At 49.3% G+C, this 19,323-nt stretch carries 17 protein-coding genes; 1 reads left to right on the top strand and 16 read right to left on the bottom strand.

Annotated features, from left to right (window positions below; translation table 11 throughout):
• Window position 1: 1 nt before the first annotated feature.
• The 8 genes from C8D98_RS07245 to C8D98_RS07210 form a co-directional block, all read right to left on the bottom strand.
• Window positions 2-688 (bottom strand): molybdate ABC transporter permease subunit, encoded by a 687-nt coding sequence (locus C8D98_RS07245; protein WP_132873398.1) that lies wholly within the window; start codon window positions 686-688, stop codon window positions 2-4.
• Window positions 689-1,408 carry a molybdate ABC transporter substrate-binding protein gene (modA, locus tag C8D98_RS07240; protein WP_165871232.1) on the bottom strand — a complete coding sequence of 240 codons (720 nt, stop codon included), beginning with the start codon at window positions 1,406-1,408 and terminating at the stop codon, window positions 689-691.
• A gap of 100 nt (window positions 1,409-1,508) precedes the next feature.
• Window positions 1,509-1,889: an acyl-CoA thioesterase gene (locus tag C8D98_RS07235; protein WP_132873395.1), complete on the bottom strand. Its 381-nt coding sequence runs from the start codon at window positions 1,887-1,889 to the stop codon at window positions 1,509-1,511.
• The gene (locus C8D98_RS07230; RefSeq protein ID WP_132873393.1) at window positions 1,889-2,809 is read right to left on the bottom strand and encodes a sigma-70 family RNA polymerase sigma factor; all 921 of its coding nucleotides are present in this window, start codon (window positions 2,807-2,809) and stop codon (window positions 1,889-1,891) included. Before C8D98_RS07230 ends, C8D98_RS07235 begins: the two co-directional genes overlap by 1 nt.
• A 55-nt stretch (window positions 2,810-2,864) precedes the next feature.
• Window positions 2,865-5,468: an ATP-dependent chaperone ClpB gene (gene clpB / locus C8D98_RS07225; protein WP_132873391.1), complete on the bottom strand. Its 2,604-nt coding sequence runs from the start codon at window positions 5,466-5,468 to the stop codon at window positions 2,865-2,867.
• A gap of 13 nt (window positions 5,469-5,481) precedes the next feature.
• Window positions 5,482-5,853 carry a heat shock protein transcriptional repressor HspR gene (locus C8D98_RS07220; RefSeq protein ID WP_132873389.1) on the bottom strand — a complete coding sequence of 124 codons (372 nt, stop codon included), beginning with the start codon at window positions 5,851-5,853 and terminating at the stop codon, window positions 5,482-5,484.
• Between the two features lie 2 nt (window positions 5,854-5,855).
• Complete coding sequence (gene dnaJ / locus C8D98_RS07215; RefSeq protein ID WP_132873387.1) at window positions 5,856-6,965, bottom strand: molecular chaperone DnaJ; 1,110 nt, start codon at window positions 6,963-6,965, stop codon at window positions 5,856-5,858.
• 16 nt (window positions 6,966-6,981) lie between these two features.
• The gene (locus C8D98_RS07210; RefSeq protein ID WP_132873386.1) at window positions 6,982-7,419 is read right to left on the bottom strand and encodes an Hsp20/alpha crystallin family protein; all 438 of its coding nucleotides are present in this window, start codon (window positions 7,417-7,419) and stop codon (window positions 6,982-6,984) included.
• Window positions 7,420-7,571: 152 nt separating this feature from the next.
• On the opposite strand from C8D98_RS07210, the gene C8D98_RS07205 reads away from it, so the two are divergent.
• Window positions 7,572-8,441, top strand: coding sequence for an energy transducer TonB (locus tag C8D98_RS07205; protein ID WP_132873384.1), 870 nt, complete (start codon window positions 7,572-7,574; stop codon window positions 8,439-8,441).
• A 232-nt stretch (window positions 8,442-8,673) separates the two neighbouring features.
• Here C8D98_RS07205 and nrfD (C8D98_RS07200) read toward each other — a convergent pair whose 3' ends face one another.
• From nrfD (C8D98_RS07200) to bioB, 8 genes are all read right to left on the bottom strand, one after another.
• Window positions 8,674-9,846 carry an NrfD/PsrC family molybdoenzyme membrane anchor subunit gene (gene nrfD, locus C8D98_RS07200; RefSeq protein WP_243640937.1) on the bottom strand — a complete coding sequence of 391 codons (1,173 nt, stop codon included), beginning with the start codon at window positions 9,844-9,846 and terminating at the stop codon, window positions 8,674-8,676.
• Window positions 9,847-9,857: 11 nt separating this feature from the next.
• Window positions 9,858-10,406, bottom strand: a complete 549-nt coding sequence (locus C8D98_RS07195) for a 4Fe-4S dicluster domain-containing protein (RefSeq protein WP_132873383.1) — start codon at window positions 10,404-10,406, stop codon at window positions 9,858-9,860.
• 13 nt (window positions 10,407-10,419) lie between these two features.
• Complete coding sequence (locus C8D98_RS07190) at window positions 10,420-12,744, bottom strand: molybdopterin-containing oxidoreductase family protein (RefSeq protein ID WP_132873382.1); 2,325 nt, start codon at window positions 12,742-12,744, stop codon at window positions 10,420-10,422.
• A gap of 232 nt (window positions 12,745-12,976) precedes the next feature.
• Window positions 12,977-13,435 carry a DUF134 domain-containing protein gene (locus tag C8D98_RS07185; protein ID WP_132873380.1) on the bottom strand — a complete coding sequence of 153 codons (459 nt, stop codon included), beginning with the start codon at window positions 13,433-13,435 and terminating at the stop codon, window positions 12,977-12,979.
• Window positions 13,436-13,744: 309 nt separating this feature from the next.
• Window positions 13,745-14,974 carry an NrfD/PsrC family molybdoenzyme membrane anchor subunit gene (nrfD, locus tag C8D98_RS07180; RefSeq protein WP_132873378.1) on the bottom strand — a complete coding sequence of 410 codons (1,230 nt, stop codon included), beginning with the start codon at window positions 14,972-14,974 and terminating at the stop codon, window positions 13,745-13,747.
• A gap of 16 nt (window positions 14,975-14,990) precedes the next feature.
• The gene (locus C8D98_RS07175) at window positions 14,991-15,545 is read right to left on the bottom strand and encodes a 4Fe-4S dicluster domain-containing protein (RefSeq protein WP_132873377.1); all 555 of its coding nucleotides are present in this window, start codon (window positions 15,543-15,545) and stop codon (window positions 14,991-14,993) included.
• 12 nt (window positions 15,546-15,557) lie between these two features.
• Window positions 15,558-17,870, bottom strand: a complete 2,313-nt coding sequence (locus C8D98_RS07170) for a molybdopterin-containing oxidoreductase family protein (RefSeq protein ID WP_132873375.1) — start codon at window positions 17,868-17,870, stop codon at window positions 15,558-15,560.
• 504 nt (window positions 17,871-18,374) lie between these two features.
• Entirely contained in the window at window positions 18,375-19,322 is a 948-nt protein-coding gene (gene bioB, locus C8D98_RS07165) for a biotin synthase BioB (RefSeq protein WP_186434678.1), read from the bottom strand.
• Window position 19,323 lies beyond the last annotated feature (1 nt).

Genomic DNA, 19,323 nt, shown 5'->3' with positions numbered 1-19,323 from the left:
TTTAAACGCTCCTTGTCTCCATCCTCCTCAGAAGGGTAAAGAGGATAACGGAGACTCCCAGAAGTATAACGCAGAGAACCCCCGCACGCAAATAATTACCGTCGAAAACGGCATTATATATTTCCAGCGAAAGGGTATTTGTCTTACCGATTATATTGCCGCCTATCATAAGGGTTATGCCCACCTCCCCCATTGATCTGCCGACACCGAGGGCAAGCCCCGCAAAGATACTCTTTCTTACGTTTGGCACAACGACACGGATAAATGTGGTCAGTCTGCTTTTGCCGAGGGTCAGAGAGGCTTCGATGAGGTTTTTTGCGGATGAGGCTATGGCCGACTGAATGGGCTTGACCACCAGAGGCAGTCCGGCTGTGAACGCAGCCAATACCAGAGCCTTCTGGGTAAAGATTATCTCAACGCCCAGCGGCTGAAGATATTTCCCCAGAACTCCGAATCTGCCGAAGACCATCAGCAGAAGAAAGCCCGTTGCGATGGGAGGAAAAACAAGCGGAAATGAGATTATTATATTGATAACGTTTCTGAACGGGGCTTTCTCACTGCTCAGATACCACGCAAGGAGTATTCCGAAGAACCCGTGCAGGAGAAAAGCCCAGAAGCAGACCTTTGCCGTCAGAAATATCGAAAAGATAATCTGCTGGCTGGTCAGCTCGTTCAGAAACAGATCCATTTATATCAGTCCGTGTTTCTTGGCTGTCTTTTTACCGTCCGGCGAGCTGATTGCATCGAGGAAGGATTTCACTTCATCAGTCAGCCTGCAGTCGGGCAGTGTTGCGGCGTTAATCTCAAGAGGGCTGTAGCCCTTTTCGATATCTATTACGGAACCGAGATTATCCTTGTTCGCACCTGCAAACGTGGTGTTTACGAATGCGGCGTCAACCTCTCCGGAAAGTGCGTATGCACCCGACTGAGGCACTGTTGCGGCAGGGATTATCCTTTTTTCAACGTCAGCATAAAGCCCTGTGCTTTTCAGGAACTGAAGCCCTGCTTTCCCGTATATTGCCTTCTCAGTATCAGGAAGTGCTATTTTAGCAAATTCAGGTTTTCTGATGTCCTCCGGCGTTTTGGCAGTAAGGCCTTTTCTGGTGACAAGGGTCAGAACACCCTTTCCGATGGGAGTGTAAGAGCTGTAGGCCACTCCGGAAGCCTTGAGAAACGCCTCCTCGCCTATCACAAGGCAGATTCCGCCGCCCAGTTTAACCTGAGCCGCAACCTGTCCCATGTTGCCGTACATCCGTTCGGCTTTTTTGCCTGTTTTGGCTTCGTAGATGGCAGCAAGGTCTTCCACAAGGTTTTTGTATCCTGCGCCAGCGGCTATGCGAAGATCTTCCGCATAAGCGCTGAAGCTGAACACAGCCACAGCAAGAACCGTTAAAAGTATCTTTTTCATTTTCCCCTCCGTTATGTCTTTAGTTATATAACGATAGACGTTATATATCATCAGAAATAACGCTTGTCAAACGATTATTGGGAAGGGATTTTTTGTGAAATTAACTCTCTGAGCGAAGCTGTTCGTATACGGGAAGGGCTGTTGAGCGGCCTTCTGCGTCTATGCGGCAGAAGGTTATGTTGGTTGAAAAGACCTCTTTTTCTATGACACCGCCCGGCTCGTCGGCAAAAACGTTCACCGTGTAGGTGATGGATTTTGTGCCTATCTTTTTGGGTTTGGTCTCAAATCTCAGGATGGAACCGTTCACCACCTGATGCTTAAAAACGATGCTGTCCATGGCCACTGTGACCATTTTGCACCCGGGAAAGTCCAGAGACGCAGTCATCCATGCGGCCTCATCTATCCATTTCAGCATCACGCCGCCGAAAAGCTTTCCGTAATGGTTCAGGTGTTCAGGTCGAACCTGCCAGAAGGTGTTCATTAGTTAAGGAAGTCCTGTAATTTATTTTTCATGGCTTTTTTGCGGAGTTTTGCCAGCGCACGGGTCTCAAGCTGACGCACACGCTCACGGCTTATCTGCATCTTTTCGCCTATCTCTTCCAGTGTTCTGGGAGCTTCGCCGTCCAGACCGAAACGCCATGAGATTATCTGTGACTCACGCTCGTCCAGTTCGTCAACGATATCGTCCAGAGCGGCTTTCAGCGTTTTGGCGATGATATCTTCCTCAATATCTGCGGAACCTGACTCAAGCAGGTCGATGAACGAACGATCCTCACCGTCCTTTATGGGAGCTTCCAGAGAAAGGTAGTTTCTGGAAACACGGAGAACGTTTTCGATGTCCTCCTCCTCCATTTTAAGGTATTCCGCAAGTTCGTGGGAATTCGGCTCACGGTTCAGCTGTTTGTTCAGCTTCTCTATTGCGCCGTTTATCTTGTAGAGGATCCCCGCCTGTTTGATGGGCAGTTTTACAGTGCCCGACTGCTCCGCCAGAGCCTGAATTATGGACTGACGTATCCACCAGACGGCATAGGATATGAATTTGACGTCTTTTGTGTGGTCGAAGCGTTTCGCCGCCTCCACCAGACCGAGGTTGCCCTGATTGATAAGGTCTGATATGGGCAGTCCCGTATTTTTGTATCTGTTCGCTATTGAAACGACGAATTTAAGGTTTGAGAGGATGAGCTTGTTCAGCGCTTCCTGATCGCCCCCGGCGATGCGCACACCTAGATCGTACTCCTGTTCTTTCGTAAGGGGTTTATATCGTGAGATGCTGTTGAGATACTGTTTCAGCGAGTTTTCGCTGACGGGAGCAGGCATCTCTGCCTGCTCCGCAGCCTCTTCTATCTCTTCTTCATCAAGTTGTTCGGTTTCGTCCAGAGTCTCTTCTGTTTCTTCGCTCATAGTCCCCTGCCATATCCGGATTATAACACATATATGCACAATCCGGCATTAACATTTAGGATAAAATAATCTGCATGCCGCCATTCGTGAACGAAAGCTGAGCTTTATCACCCTGTTTCAGCTCGCCTCTGATTATCTTCTCCGCTACAAAGTTTTCAACCAGACGCCTGATGGCACGCTTCATGGGTCTTGCGCCGTATGACGGATCAAAACCTGCCTTTATTATCTCATCAATGACAGATTTGTCCCATGAAAGTTCAATGTTGTTCTCGGCCACCCTTTTGGCGAATCCCTGCATAAGTATCTCTGCTATATCGGCGATATGCTCCATTCCGAGAGGATGGAAAACGATGATATCATCGATACGGTTCAGGAACTCAGGCCTGAAGAACATCGAAAGCTGTCCGGTTGCTATTTTCTGTATCTCGCCGTATTTCTCCTGCCAGCTGCCCTCTTTTGCAAACGATTCATGGATGAGGTCGCTTGCTATGTTCGAGGTCATTATCACCACGCAGTTTTTAAAGGACACCGTACGTCCTTTGCTGTCGGTGAGCCTGCCGTCGTCAAGAAGCTGAAGCAGAACGTTGAACACGTCCGGATGCGCCTTTTCTATCTCGTCAAGAAGTATGACGCAATAGGGTCTTCTGCGCACGGCCTCGGTGAGCTGTCCGCCCTCTTCGTATCCGACGTATCCGGGGGGTGCTCCGATGAGCCTTGCAACGGCGTGTTTCTCCATATATTCGCTCATATCGATACGGACGATTGCATCCTCCGAATCGAAAAGGAACTCGGCCAGTGATTTCGCAAGCTCTGTCTTACCCACACCTGTGGGGCCGAGGAAAATGAACGAACCCAGCGGTTTGTTAGGGTCGTTAAGCCCCGCCCTGCTTCGTCTGACAGATTCGCAGACGGCGGCGATGGCGTTATCCTGACCTATCACACGCTTGTGAAGGTATTTTTCCATGTTTATGAGCTTGTCGGCCTCAGCCTCCAGCAGTTTTGTGGCGGGGATTCCCGTCCATTTGCTGATAACTGCGGCGATATCCTCCTCATCAACCTCCTCTTTCAGCATGCGCTTGCTCTTCTGAAGCTCGGTAAGTTTCAGGTTTGCAGTCTCCATGTCCTTATTAAGGTTCACGAGGGTTCCGTATTTTATCTCAGACGCCTTTTGCAGATCGCCGAAGCGTTCCGCCTGCGCCATGTCGTGCTTAGCCTGTTCTATCTGCTCTTTAATGGTGCGCACCTGCTGAATGACGTTCTTTTCGTTCTGCCATGCCATACGCATTGCGGATGCCTGCTCTCTCAGGTTTGCAAGCTCGTTTTCAAGCTTCTCAAGCCTCTGTCTGCTGGCGGCATCCTGCTCCTTCTTAAGAGCCTGTTTGTCTATCTCAAGCTGAGTTATCTTTCTTTCAAGCTCGTCCAGTTCCGTGGGCAGACTGTCTATCTCCATACGGATTCTGGCCGTAGCCTCGTCTATCAGGTCTATCGCCTTGTCGGGCATGAACCTGTCGCTGATGTATTTGTCGGCAAGATGTGCGGCGGCAACCAGTGCGCTGTCCTTGATGCGCACACCGTGGTGCACCTCGTAACGCTCTTTAAGTCCCCTCAGAATGGAAACAGTGTCCTCCACTGTGGGTTCTTTGACATACACCGGCTGGAATCTGCGCTCAAGTGCGGAATCCTTCTCAACGTATTTTTTGTATTCGTCAAGTGTCGTTGCGCCGATGCAGTGGAGTTCGCCCCTTGCCAGTGCGGGTTTAAGCAGGTTTGCGGCATCCATTGCGCCGTCGGATTTACCTGCGCCCACAAGAGTGTGCATCTCGTCTATAAAGAGCACAATCTCGCCCTCACGCTCTTTGATTGCATTCAGAATCGCTTTGAGCCTGTCCTCAAACTCGCCCCTGAACTTTGTTCCGGCTATGAGTGCGCCCATGTCGAGCACTGCCACAGTTCGGTTTTTCAGGGATTCCGGCACGTCGCCGTTAATGATTCGCTGGGCAAGTCCTTCGGCTATGGCTGTTTTACCTACGCCCGGCTCGCCTATCAGCACAGGGTTATTCTTTGTTCGTCTGGAGAGAACGTGTATCACACGTCTTATCTCTTCGTCCCTGCCTATTACAGGGTCAAGTTTGCCCTTTCTGGCGGCTTCCGTCAGGTCTATGGTATATTTATCCAGAACGTTCATCTTGTCTTCAGGGTTCTGGTCGGTCACACGGCTTGAGCCTTTGGTGGCCTCATATGCCTTGAGTATCGTATTAAGGGAATATCCGCAGGATGAAAGAGCGGTGCGCAGGTCATAACCCGCATTTTCGCCCACACCCATGAGGATATGCTCGGTGGAGACGTATTCGTCCCCGAATTTCTTAAGGCTGTTAAAGGCATAATCCAGAGCCTTTTTCGCCTCCTGCGACATATAAAGCTGAACACTGCCCTCAACCTTGGGCTGTTTGTTTATGATTCGTTCAGTTTCGTCCAGAAGCTTGCTTACGTTCACTCCCGCCTTATGCAGAAGGGGGGTTACTATTCCGTCTTCCTGTTTTATGAGCGCAAAGAGAAGATGTTCCGGCAGAAGCTGCTGGTGATTGCGGCTCTCCGCATCGTCCAGAGCGGCCTGAACAGCCTCCTGTGCTTTAATGGTCATTTTGTTGAAGTTAATCATGATATCCTCCTGATCACTCCTTTTCGATTCTGACCTTGATTATCCTGTTCTCCTTAACGGGAACAAGTCCCTCACGTTTTGCGTTTATGCTGTCTGCGTTCTCCATTATGAATCTGCGCATGGTATCGTTCTGGGCTTTAAGTTCCTCTATCTGGTTTTTCATGTTCATGATAACTTCCACTCCGGCCAGATTTACCCCCATGTCTTTGGTGAGGGTAAGGATGAATTTCAAGGTTTCAAGGTCCTCGTCAGAGTATAATCTTGTGTTTCCCTGAGAGCGCTGGGGGTTTATGAATCCCAGCCTTTCATACTGCCGGAGGGTCTGCGGGTGCAGATCGAACATCTCCGACACAATACTTATGACGTAGAGGGGCTTACTTCTCATGGCTACAGCCTCGCTTTGTCTATGAGTCTCTGTCTGGCATCATCTGAATATCTGTGCTGCATGTCGCTCAGGGCTTCACGGTCTTTCTCTACCGCAACCTGAGGCACACGCACCTTGATAACGACATAAAGGTCGCCTGCGGCGCTGCCTTTGAGACTCGGAACACCTTTGTTTTTGACACGGAAGGTCTGCCCGGGCTGTGTGCCTGCGGGAATGTTCATGCTTATGGTGCCGTATGGGGTGGGAAGGTTTATCTTCGTTCCCAGTGCGGCTTCGAACATATCGACCTCAACGTTCACATAAATGTTGTCGCCCTTTCTCTCGAAGACATCGTGATCCTGCACGTTTGTGATGATATAAAGATCACCCTGCGGTCCGCCGTTCCGCCCCGCATTTCCTTTTCCTGCCACACGGATCTTCGAGTTCTTATCCACACCCTTGGGGATGCGGACCTTTATCTTTTCCTGCACGTTCTTATATCCGCTGCCTTTGCACACGGAGCAGACGTTTTTAGATATCTGGCCGTGCCCTTTGCATGTGGGGCATGCGGAAACCGAGAACATTCCGCCTCTCTGGTTCATACTCTGGCCTGAACCGTTGCAGGTGGGACAGGTAACCTTGTCGCCGCCCTTGCCGTTGCAGGAGGCGCATTTTTCTGTATGGTTCACGGATATCTCATATTCGTTTCCGAACACAGCATCTTTGAAGGGAACCTGAACAGTGAGGTTGATATCCTCGCCCTGAACGGGGGTGTCGGAGCGGCGGCGGCCTCCGCCGCCAAATCCGCCGCCGAACATGTTCCCGAATATATCGTTCATGTCGAAACCGCCGAAGTGGTTTCTTATGTCTTCAAAGTTTGCACCGGAGAAATCGTATCCGTGTCCTCCGTTTTTAAATGCGTCATGCCCCAGAGAGTCGTACTGCTTGCGTTTCTCGGCATCGGACAGAACGCCATAGGCCTCGGATATCTCCTTGAATTTGTCCTCGGCGGATTTGTCGCCGGGGTTCACATCAGGGTGATATTTCCTTGCCAGCTTTCTGTATGCTTTTTTGATTTCGTCCTCAGTGGCGGATTTCGCCACGCCGAGGATAGCGTAATAGTCTTGGGACATCTTATTTCACCGTAATTTATTCAGTTTCTACTTTGATAACCTTGGGCTGAACCTCTGTGCGTTTCTGAAGGGTTATCTTCAGAAGTCCGTCTTTCAGCGATGCCTTAACGCTGTTGACATCAACGTTGTTGGGGATTGCGAAAGAGCGGTTAAATTTTCCGTATGAACGCTCCAGCCTGTAATAGTTGTCGCTGTCGCCGTCCACGGGATATTTCTTTTCGCCCTTGAGAACCAGAACACCGTCAGCCATCTGAATATCCAGTTCGTCCTCTTTAACACCGGGCAGTTCCGCTATGATGACTATCTCCGAATCTGTTTCGTAGATATCCACAGGGGGGAGCCAGTCGCCATAGCTTCCGTGAGCGGTTTTGCTCAGGGTTTCGTCAAAGATTTTGTTCATTCTGTCGTGCATTGTCATCAGGTCTTTCAGGGGATCCCATCTTACGATTGCCATAGTTTAGCCTCCTATTGAGTAATATTTGCTTATGAGCGTATAATAAGACTTGAGTCTCCTCGTGTCAAGTTCTTTTATCCTGTGTACAGCACAGAACTTTTTACCATTAATCCCGTCTTGTAAATAAATAAATCAAAGAGTATCTTTCTTTAATGCGTTACATATTCTGGGTATTTCTGCTTATCTCATTTCTGCTGCACCTTTTTCTGCTGGATGTCCTGCATCTGCCGCAGGGGGAGAAAAAGCGTGAAAAGCCCGTAGACATACAGATCATCCCTAAGGAAAAGCCGAAAGAGAAAACCGGACAGCCCGAACCCTCACCAAAACGGTATGTGCCCCCCACCCATCTGGACGAACAGAAGGAGACACACATCGAAGAGGACAGACCTTCGCCTCCTAAACAGCAGAAAAAAGCCGCTGTTAAAAACGGCGAGGACAGAAAAAAATCTCCGGACAGAACCCCCGCGCAGAAACCCTCAGCCGCTGAAGAAAAACCCGCACCTCAGCCGCCGACCGCTCTTCCTCCCAAGAGCACAGCGGATATGCCGAAGGTATCGCCCGACACCCCTAAGCAGTCCATACCGTCCACAGCAGACAGGGATGCGGAGAGAAAGCGTATTGACAGCATAATGAACCCCAAGGATGTCATTGAGAAATACGCCACGGGCGGTTCAGAAGTGACAGGCGAGGACACAGTCTCCATGCAGTATGTCAAAATGCGGTATCAGTCGTATTTTTACAAGTTTGCATCAAGGCTTTACAGAGTATGGACATATCCGCCGGAAGCGGCAATGCGGGGTGAAGGCGGAATAGTTCAGGCATCGTTCATAGTCTCCCGTGACGGGAGCATCTCAAGCATCAGGATAATTCGTTCCAGCGGCTATCCCGATCTTGACAACGAAGTAATAACCGCTCTTAAAAAGATGTCCGGCGTTCCACTGCCGGAATCATACAATCTGGACAATCTAAAGGTCGATGCATTTTTCCACTACATAAACGGCAATAGATTCAGAGTATACTGAAAAAGGCCTCCCGAAGGAGGCCTTAGGTTGTTGACAAAGTCTTAGTGTTATGAGATTGCCACGTCACTTCGTTCCTCGCAATGACGTAAATAACTGTCACTGCGAGCGTAGCGCGGCAGTCTCATCAAGGTGTGTGCCTGAAACTTCAGTTTGTCATCAGTCTGAGGCCTCCCGAAGGAGGCCTTAATATTGTCATTCTGAATGAAGTGAAGAATCTCTGAGATTCCTGAACTTACTCCTCAGACAGATTCAGATATCTCTCAGCCGCAAGAAACAGCGCACAGCAGAGCAGTATAGCGCCTGCCACAATGCTTATCTCAGAGAAGCTGGGGGCATAGCTCGCCAGTCCGCCGGCGAAATCCTCGGCATTGCGCATGGGAACAAGCTGTCCCGCAACCACAAGGTCATAGCGCATGAAGAAGATACCCACCACTGCGAAACAAGCCGCCATGAGAGCTTTTTTCACACTGTTTCCCTTTGAGAACAGTATAAGTCCGAAGGGGATCAGCATACCTATCAGCACCTCGAACAGCCAGAAGTTCACCGAAAGAGGCCCGGCTATAAGGGTCATCACCGTTTCGTACTTCTCAGGCGGAGTGCCGTAGAGAGAGGTTATTATCTTCCAGATATCAAAGAAGATTATTATTCCCAACAGCAGACCGAACAGCTTTGAGAGGCTCAGAACCGCATTCTTCGCCTTTTCGCTGAGTTTTGAGGGGCCGCCGTAGGCTATGTTCATTATGATTATAATGAGCGCAGTACCCGATATCAGTGCCGAAAGGATGAAGTATATCGGCAGATAGGGGCCGTGCCAGAAGGGTCTGGCCTCAAGGAATCCGAACACCGCACCGAGGTTCGAGTGGGCGGAGATCCCCGCTATGAAGCCCGCCAGTCCTGCATAGAAAGCTCCCTTGTGGTTATGCTTCATCAGGAAGTAGAACTCAATGATGATGCAGACCATGTAAACGCTGTAGAGCGTACCCATCCACCATATGGCGGAGGTCAGGTTGGGCGATATAACGTTATAGATGGCCATGCGCAGAGGGTGCCCCACCTCCATCCCTATCACTCCGAAACCGCAGAGAAGGGTCAGGATTGCAAGGACGATGGCTCTTTTGCCGATGACCTCATATTTCTCTATGCCGAAAACGTGCCCCATTGATGATATAAGGCAGAGTCCGGTGCTGGAGACCACAAAAAACACATATGTGGAGATGAGCAGTCCCCACGGAACGCTTCTGGTAACTCCCAGAGAAGAGGCATGACCGTTTATCAGGATGTTTCCCACGCCGTAAAGCCCAACAAGGCTGAACGCCGCAAGGACTATTATCAGCGGCATGGGGATGCTTCTGTTGCCGCAGAACATATCTGAACTGCATTTTACCGCTTCGGTATTTTCCGACATTGCTGTCCTCCTTATCTTAAATAGTAGAGCTTCGGCTTGGTTCCCTTTTCGGGCTTAAGAACATCGTAGTCGGCCAAAGCGAGCTGTTTTACCGTCTCGTCGTTCTGATCTTCAAGATCGACGAACACCCTGACCTTTGTGGGACAGGTTTCAACGCATGCCGTAGGTTTGCCTTCGGGCAGTCTGTGGTAGCAGAAGGTGCATTTGTCAACCGCCTTTATCAGATGGTTCTCAAACCTTGCATCATAGGGGCATGCGGTCATGCAGTATTTGCAGAGTATGCATTTTTTGCTGTCAACAAGCACAACACCGTCCGCCGTCTGATATGAGGCCTTTGTGGGGCACACATGGACGCAGGGAGGATTTTCACACTGCTGACACTGGGAGGGCAGATAGCTCTGGGCGAGGTTCGGAAACTTTCCTTTAAGGGGAAGTTCGTTAACCCATATCCTGTACTGATCGTCGCCCACCTCAACGTGGTTTTCGAACTTGCAGGCAACTGTGCAGGCCTTGCAGTTCAGACATTTTTTTGTATCAAATACAATTGCGTATTTTTTCATCTGTCGCCCTCCGTTAAGCCTTTGCGATGCTTACGAACGTTTCGTGCATCGCCGAATTGCCAGAGATAGGCTCTATATAGTCCTCAAGGATGGCCGCCTGAGAGGCTCCCTTTTTATAGACCAGACTGAGCTGGGGTGAGAGGCGTCCGTAGCCGTGGGCATAGAACACGCAGTCTCTGCGTATCTTCTCGGTGGCGTAGACCATTACGGTCTGCTCACCAACTGCGCTTGTAACCTTTACATAGTCGCCTGTGGCTATGCCGAGTTTCTTTGCCTCTTCTGTGTTTATCCAGAGTTGGTTCTCTTTCTGAATTTCCCAGAGGAATCCGTTGTTCTGGGTTCCTGTGTGAGTGTTGTACCCGTGGCGGCCGAGGATGAAGCGGTATTTTCCGGCCTCAGGCTGACGGGGTCTTTCGTACAGAGGCAGAGAATGCAGGCCTTTTTCCGCATACTTAACGTTGGCAAGCTCAATCTTTCCGGTTCTGGTCTTGAACCTGAACTCAGGATTGGTGCGTGTACTGCCGTAGGTGGCCTCTTCTTTCAGATAGAAAACTCCGTCCTTCATCATCATTTCATATGCGCCCGGCTGATCAGCCAGCTGACGCTTAATGTATTCCTGCATGGGCTGAGCGAAGATATCCTCAACCACATCCAGCTTGAAATCCTCAACCTCTTCGGGATCGGCATCGTCCCACAGCTCAGGGAGTTTCAGCATTTCATTGATGACCCCTCCCGCTATCTCAAACATGGACTTTGTGCCGAACACAGGCTCTATTGCAGGCTGACGGAAGGTTGCGATGGGCTGGATTCCTGCGAGGTTGTGAACAGAGTCCCAACGCTCAAGATAGGTTGATTCAGGAATAACAAGGTCGGCAAAATATGCAACTTCTGTCATCTGAATATCTATAACGGCCATGAAGTCTATCTTTTTCAGCATCTCCATAGTTTTGGCTCGGTTGGGAACCGCCTCTATGAAGTTCTGCTTATAGACAACAAGTGCGTCGACCTTATAAGGATCTTCCGCCAGAACTGAATCCCTGAACCTGAGCCAGCTTCCGTCCTTTTCGCCCATGTAAGCCACCTCTGCGGCGGGCAAAGCGGCGGAGCGTGCGTCCTTAGGCATTCTGTTCTTCACACTGCCGTAAGATGCCTGATCGATACGGTCGTCCGTCTTTTCGAAATAGGGAAAGAGCGGGTCAAGGTTTTTAACGGGAACCGACGCCTTGGGGCAGATTCCACCGGGAACATCCCAGCATCCGCAGATTGCCGTAAGGATCGCGCAGGCACGGCGGAAATATACGTCGTTGACATACCAGCTCGTTCTTCTGCCGGGATAGACCACGGCAGCGGGAGCGGCTTTGGCATACTCCTTTGCGACCCAGCGGATCTCGGCGGCGGGAATTTCGCATTCCTTCTCCGCCCATTCGGGGGTATAGGGAACTATCATCGCCTGAAGATCTGCGAATCCGTCACAGAACTGCTCAACGAATGCCGCATCATAAAGGTTTTCAGTGATTATCACGTTTATAACGCCAAGGATGAACGCAAGGTCTGTTCCGGGTTTAACGGGATACCACTTGTCGGCCTTTGCCGCCATATTCGTAAATCTGGGGTCGAGGTATACAACCTTCTGCCCCTCAGGCTTGTTCTTCTGAAAATCTATTGTGTCGGGGGTGATTATCGCTTCCGCCCTGTTCGAACCGAACATAAGGACGAATTTTGAGTTTCTGATGTCAGCATCCGGATACACTCCATATACGGATGACCAGCCCTGAATAACGGACGACAGACACAGGGTGGGGTGGCGCACTGTGTTTGTGGAACCGTATGACTGGACAAGATAGTGGAATATCTCCTCCTGAAATCCTTCGGAAGAGATGAAAGCCACAGAGTTTCTGTTGTCGTTTTTAACTTTGTGTTCCGCAAGTTTCTTGGCGAGGAGAACGTATGCCTCCTCATATGATATCTCTTTCCACTTGCCCTCCCCTCTTTCGCCCACACGGACAAGGGGTTTTGTGAGCCTTTCGGGGTTATAAGGCTCCTCCGCTCCGGCGTTGCCTCTGGCGCAAAGCATCGCACGGCTTTTGAAAAACTTTGGATTGGGATTCAGTTTTTTAACCCTGCCGTCAACGACGTGGGCTATAAGGCCGCATTTGTTCACGCACATTTCACAGCTGGACGCTATATGCTTTGAAACACCTGCAACCTTCTTCGTCTCCTGAACATCCGCAACAGCCTTGACAGCTTTAAGGCCTGAGCCGAGAGCCGCAGCAGCCGCAACAGAACCGCCAACGGCAAGGAAACGGCGCCGTGACAGCTTAGGACTGAACATTGACATAATACTGACCTCCGATAAAGGTAGATGAAACTAGATATGCAGATATTAAGATATAACTAAGAATAGGTCAACGAAATTTCTTTTTACACATCAGTAGTTTATGGCATATGCCAATAATTATTCATTCAGCAATATACAAAAATAATTGAATATTTAGTTTATGGCATTTGCTCAATTTAAAAATGATCGCAGAAATACGGTCAGACTATAATAACGAAGGGATAACGGAGTATCAGCGTTTGTTTACACGAAGGGGGCACTCGCAGTATTTACCGCAGCGCTTCATTTTGATTATCTCCAGAGAGCCGCACTTTTCGCAGGTTGTGGCCTCGGCGGTCTCGTTGAAACCGTGGCACCACTCATGCCCGCATTCAATGCATTTCAGGTCTCTGTCGCATATCTGAACGTTCTCGTCATATACTATCTTAAGGACATAGCCGTTTATCAGCGCCAGAGTGACCGACTGTCTGGCCTGTTCGATTATGCGGCCGAAGGTCTGGCGGGAAACACCCATAAGGTCTGCCGCCTCGTTGTGCGACATTCCCTCAAGATCCGCCAGACGCATTGCCTCCAGCTGATCCACAGGTATGTTTATTATCTTGCAGTTCTGATTTTCGGGAACGGCCACAGGGCCGAAATCTTTGAATGTCAGCCTGTGTTTCACAAGCCTCTTTTTTACCGGGCGGGCCATATTAAATCCTCTGATGTGTTATTCTGAAATTATAATACCCATATTGGCATTCGTCAATTAATTATATAACGCTATTTTATTTTGAGCCAATTACCAAAACCATATCAGCCCAAAACCAACAAGTCCTGAACATCGCTCAGGTTGGCATATGCCACAAAACCTGTACTGTTTGTCTATCTTAAGTCAGACTATCATAGCACTAAAGTGATGAGAGATTCTATAGATTTTAAAGATTATGCGGAATTACAGACTAAGGATGGTCACTGAAACAAAAAAGGCGGCACAGTGGCCGCCTTTTGCAATGTGATATCAGTGATGATCGGGAGTTTTGAGATCAAGGAACTTTTCTGCGCTGAAATACAGCACCATTGCAGTTCCTATTCCCAGAAGGAATATCCCCCACTCAGCTATCGAGGGCGAATAGAAGGCCAAACCGTTGATGTCCGCTGTTACGCCGGAACCGTCGGTAGCCTGACGCATAACGGGAAGCTGACCCGCAACAATGTAGTTAACCCTTGTGAAATACAGACCAATCATGAACACAAGGCCTGCGATTCCGTACTTCTTAGTATCCCCTTTTGCAGTGAGCAGAAGGACAAGGGGAATTATGACCGCAAGAAGCATCTCGCCTATCCAGAAGTTAGCCGCAAGGGGGCCTGCTATGAGCGCCATTGCAGACTGATACGAACCTTCGGGCTGAGTGAATATGGAGGTCAGGAACTTCCACAGATACATAAGCATCATTATTCCGATACCGCCGCCCATTAGTTTCGCAAGGGCGTTCATTGAGGGTTTGTACTCTTCGGGAATGCTGAACCTGTATGCGATGTTATGCACCAGAAGCAGAAGAGCCGCACCGGCAGTTATACCGGAAACAACAAGAAACAGCGGGAAATGTACGCCATAGAGCCAGGGACGAGCATTCAGCGAACCGAACACGAATCCGAGGTTCGATGTTGCAAGGGTACCCACAACCATGGCGGCAAAGCCGAGCATTGCGGCAGTCTGATGGTCTTTTGCAGTGGGATGGGCTTTAAAAGCGTAGTAAAGCTCAAATCCGAGGATCACAAGCTCTATCGTGTAGAACACGCCCATCCAGAGGATAGGAGCTGTGATATTGGGAGAGAGCATCATCCAGATGATCATACGGACGGGGTGTCCCAGTTCCATAAGAATCTGAGTGAAACCTGCCAGCAGAACCAGTGTGGCGAGCACAACTATGCGTCTGCCTATCTTGGCAAAATTCTCAAATCCGAATGCATGGCCGAGACCGCCGATGAAAGCCAGTCCGGTGGATGTTATAACAAAGTATGCATAGGTGCCGATGAGCATTCCCCACGGAACCTCACGGTTAACGGCGTACATGGCCTCGTGACCTTTTACAAGCACCACCACCGCAGTGACGGCGCCTATTCCCGCAAGAACCAGACCTATGATGATAAGCGGCATTACGGGGATGTCTTTATTAAAGGTTATCAAACCTTTAAGGGTTGATATCAAACCCTCTTTAACTTCAGTTTCAGTATCGTGAGCTGACATTTTTTTTCCTCCGTCCTTACCTGATGTAAAAAAGTCTGGGTCTGGTGTTCTTCTCAGGCTTAAGCTGATAAGAATCGTTCTCTGCAAGCAGTTTCGATGCCTTTGACTCAGGGTCGTTCAGGTCGCCGAACACCCTTACCTTTGTGGGGCAGGTCTCCACGCATGCAGGCTCTCTGCCTTCGGGCAGCCTGTGGTAGCAGAAGGTGCACTTTTCAATGGCATGGTTGACCTCGCTGACAAACCTTGCGTCATAGGGACATGCAGTCATGCAGGCTTTGCAGATGATGCATTTTTTATAGTCGATAAGAACCACACCCTCTGCGGTTTTGTAGGTCGCGCTGGTGGGGCACACGCTGGCGCAGGGTGTGTTCTCGCAGTGCTGACACTGTGAGGGTTCAAAATCCAGACGGAGCTTTGGGAAAGTGCCTTTCAGCTCCTTCTCGGCAACCCAGATCCTGTATTGCTCGCTTTCGGGCTCCACATGGTTTTCAAACTTGCAGGCCACTGTACATGCCTTGCAGTTAAGGCAATTTTTGGCATTCAGAACTATGCCGTATTTTTTGTTACTCATGTCCGCCTCCCCTTATGCCTTTGTAATTGTCACGAAAGTTTCGTGCATTGCGGCGTTGCCCGAGATAGGCTCAAGATAGTCCTCAAGGATGGCCGCCTGTGATGCGCCTTTTTTATAAACAAGGCTGAGCTGAGGAGAAAGGCGTCCGAAGCCGTGGGCGAAGAAAACGCAGTCTTTGCGTATCCTTTCGGTGGCGAAAACCTTTATGGTCTGCTCTCCCACAGAGCTTGCAACCTTTACATAGTCACCGGAAACAACGCCCAGTTTCTTGGCTTCTGCCGTGTTGATCCAGATTTCGTTCTCTTTCTGGATCTCCCAGAGATATTCGTTGTTCTGTGTGCCGGTGTGGGTGTTGAACCCGTGGCGGCCGAGGATCATACGATATTTACCCGGCTCAGGCTGACGGGGAGCAACGTATATCGGCAGAGGGCTTAAGCCCTTGTCTGCATACTTAACGTTGGCAAGCTCTATCTTTCCTGTTCTTGTCTTGAAACGAAACTCAGGATTGCGGGTGGTTCCGTATTTAGGCTCGTCGGAAAGATAGAAAACGCCGTCCTTCATCATCTGCTCATACGCACCGGGATGGTCGGCAAGCTGACGCTTGATGTATTCCTGCATAGGCTGAGCAAAGATATCCTCAACCACGTCATATTTGAAATCTTCCACTTCCATAGGATCGGCATCGTCCCAGAGTTCGGGCAGTTTCAGCATTTCGTTGATGATTCCGCCGGCTATCTCAAACATTGACTTGGTGCCGAAAACAGGCTCAACCACAGGCTGACGGAAAGTTGCGATGGGCCAGATACCTGCGAGGTTGTGGACAGAGTCCCAACGCTCAAGATAGGTTGATTCGGGAATGACGAGGTCGGCAAAGTATGCGACTTCGGTCATCTGGATATCTATAACGGCCATGAATTTGATCTTTTTAAGCATCTCCATTGTCTTGGCACGGTTGGGCACTGCCTCGATGAAGTTCTGCTTATAGACTATCATCGCCTCCACAGGATAAGGATCCTGAGCGATGATGGCATCTCTGAATCTCAGCCAGCTTCCGTCCTTTTCTCCCAGATACGCCACAGAATCCGTGGGCATATTCTCAGACCTTTTGTCCTTGGGCAGATTGTTCTTAACGCTTGAGGCCGCATCGATACGGTCGTCAGTCATTTCGAAATAAGGGAAAAGCGGGTCGAGGTTTTTAACGGGTACTGACGCCTTAGGGCAGATTCCGCCGGGAGCATCCCAGCATCCGCAGATGGCCGTCAGGATTGCGCAGGCACGGCGGAAATATACGTCGTTCACATACCAGCTGGTACGTCTGCCAGGGTATGCAACGGCAGCGGGTGCGGCCTTGGCAAACTCTCTGGCTGTCCAGCGTATCTCGGCTGCGGGAATTTCGCACTCCTTCTCCGCCCATTCGGGTGTGTGGGGAGCTATCATAGCCTGCAGGTCGGCGAAACCGTCGCAGAACTGCTCAACAAACGCCGCATCATAAAGATTTTCGGTGATTATCACGTTTATAAGGCCAAGCACGAACGCAAGGTCTGTGCCGGGTTTAACGGGGAACCACTTGTCGGCTTTTGCCGCCGTGTTTGTGAAGCGGGGATCCAGATAGATAAGTTTTGAGCCTGCGGGCTTATATTTCACAAAGTCTATAGTGTCGGGTGTAACGATGGCTTCCGCCCTGTTGGCACCGAACATAAGGACAAATTTTGAATTTTTGAGGTCGGCATCAGGATATACCCCGTAAACCGAAGACCAGCCCTGAATAACGGACGACAGACACAGGGTGGGGTGGCGCACTGTGTTTGTTGAACCATAGGACTGCACGAGATACTGGAAAATCTCCTCCTGAAAACCTTCTGAGGATGCAAAGGCGACGGAACATCTGTTCTCGTTCTTAACCTTGAACTCTTTCAGTTTCTCGGCAACGAGTCTGAAAGCCTCCTCATAGGATATCTCTTTCCACTTGCCCTCCCCTCTTTCGCCTACACGCAGAAGGGGTTTTGTGAGTCTTTCGGGGTTATAGGGTTCTTCTGCTCCTGCGTTTCCTCTGGCACAGAGCATGGCGCGGCTTTTAAAGAACTTGGGGTTGGGGTTAAGTTTTTTAAGCCTGCCGTCAACGACATGAGCAAAAAAACCGCATTTGTTGACGCACATCTCACAGCTTGAAGCTATGTGCTTTTCTCCTTTGCCGGCTTCTTTTGAGGGGGCGCTTGCAACAGCTTTGATAGTGGACAGGTTGGCAGCTACCAGTCCTGCGGCCACAGCACCTCCGGAGGCGGCAAGGAACTTTCTGCGGCTGATATTCATACCGGAAAGCGTCATAGGGGAACCTCCTGAATTTTGCAACAACATCAATATTTTATCGATACTATTCATACATTTCTATGTATACAGTACACAATATACAGATTTTCATACATTTAAGCAAGGGATTTTTAGCATTTGCCACTATCAACACGCATTCCAAACAATTTCTTTTGATTTATTAAGTGGTTCATAACGAAGAATTAAAACAGGACAAGATGACTATTCTTAAAGAAAGTTTACAGAGGTTTTGAGCGTAAACAAGATAATACCGCTAATTACTATTGTTTTATATTAATACCATAACGGACTTATTCACAATAATTGACGAATTATTACATTTTTTCCAACAATCCTGCGAAAAAAAATTTTCAGACCCGAATGATAACTAAGGCTTAATTTTTGATATTAAAGAAAATAAAAATATTAAAATAATCGAATAAATGAATTATGTTCAATATGGCATATGCTCGGAATTTAACAGATGTTATTTGGCAAGTGAAAATGGAGAATGATAATAAACTATTCGGAGGATTTTCTGATGAAGTCCATATCCTCATCCATGGATATTCCCTTCACCGTGAGATAGTCGCCCACCATAATTCCGCTGGCTCCAGCCCTCAGAACCTTTTCAGCGCTCCTTTCGGAAAATACTATGCTTCTGCCCCCGCAAACCCTTATGCTTCTGTCGGGCAGCAGGAACCTGTAGACCGCAAGGATGCGCAGAGCTTCGTCCTCGCCGAGAACGGAAGTTCCCTCTTTGGGCGTTCCCTTTATTGGGTTCAGAAAATTCATGGGAACGGAATGCACCCCAAGCTCACGCAGGGTCATAGCCAGTTCGTATCTGTGCGCCCATGTTTCACCAAGCCCGAAAATGCCGCCAGAGCAGACATAAAGCCCGGCTCGCACCGATTCACGGACGGTCTCAACGTCCGTTTCATAGTCGTGGGTTGTGCATATCTCAGGGAAAAAGCTTCTTGCGACCTCAAGGTTGTGATGGTAGGCATCAAGCCCGACCTCTTTCAGTTCCATCAGTTTTTCATAGCTGAGACAGCCCACCGAGGCATCAGGTTTCAGCCTGTATTTTTTGATTATTTTAAGGGATTCCTTTATCTTCTGAAACTCTTCATCGTCGGGAACCAGCCCGCTGGTTACAATGCTGAACCGCTCAACTCCTCTGGCCGCCAGATCCTTCGCCGCCGCCTCGATTCGCTCAAGCTCTATATATTTATAGACAGGTGCACCGGTGGAAAAATGTGAGGACTGGGCACAGAAGGCGCAGTTTTCAGAGCAGAGGCCGCTTCTGGCATTAATTATGGCACAGGTCTGGGGAGCGGAACCCATATATTTCAGCTTTATCCGTTCAGCGCAGGAAATGAGTTCATCAAGGTCGGCATTCACCAGAACATTGAACTCGTCAGCGGTTATTTCTATGTTATTCAGTGATTTTTTGAAAATTTCATTGAGCATG

The organism is Seleniivibrio woodruffii (assembly GCF_004339245.1).
GTDB classification, from domain to species: domain Bacteria; phylum Chrysiogenota; class Deferribacteres; order Deferribacterales; family Geovibrionaceae; genus Seleniivibrio; species Seleniivibrio woodruffii.
This window is presented reverse-complemented; position numbering and strand designations above follow the sequence as displayed.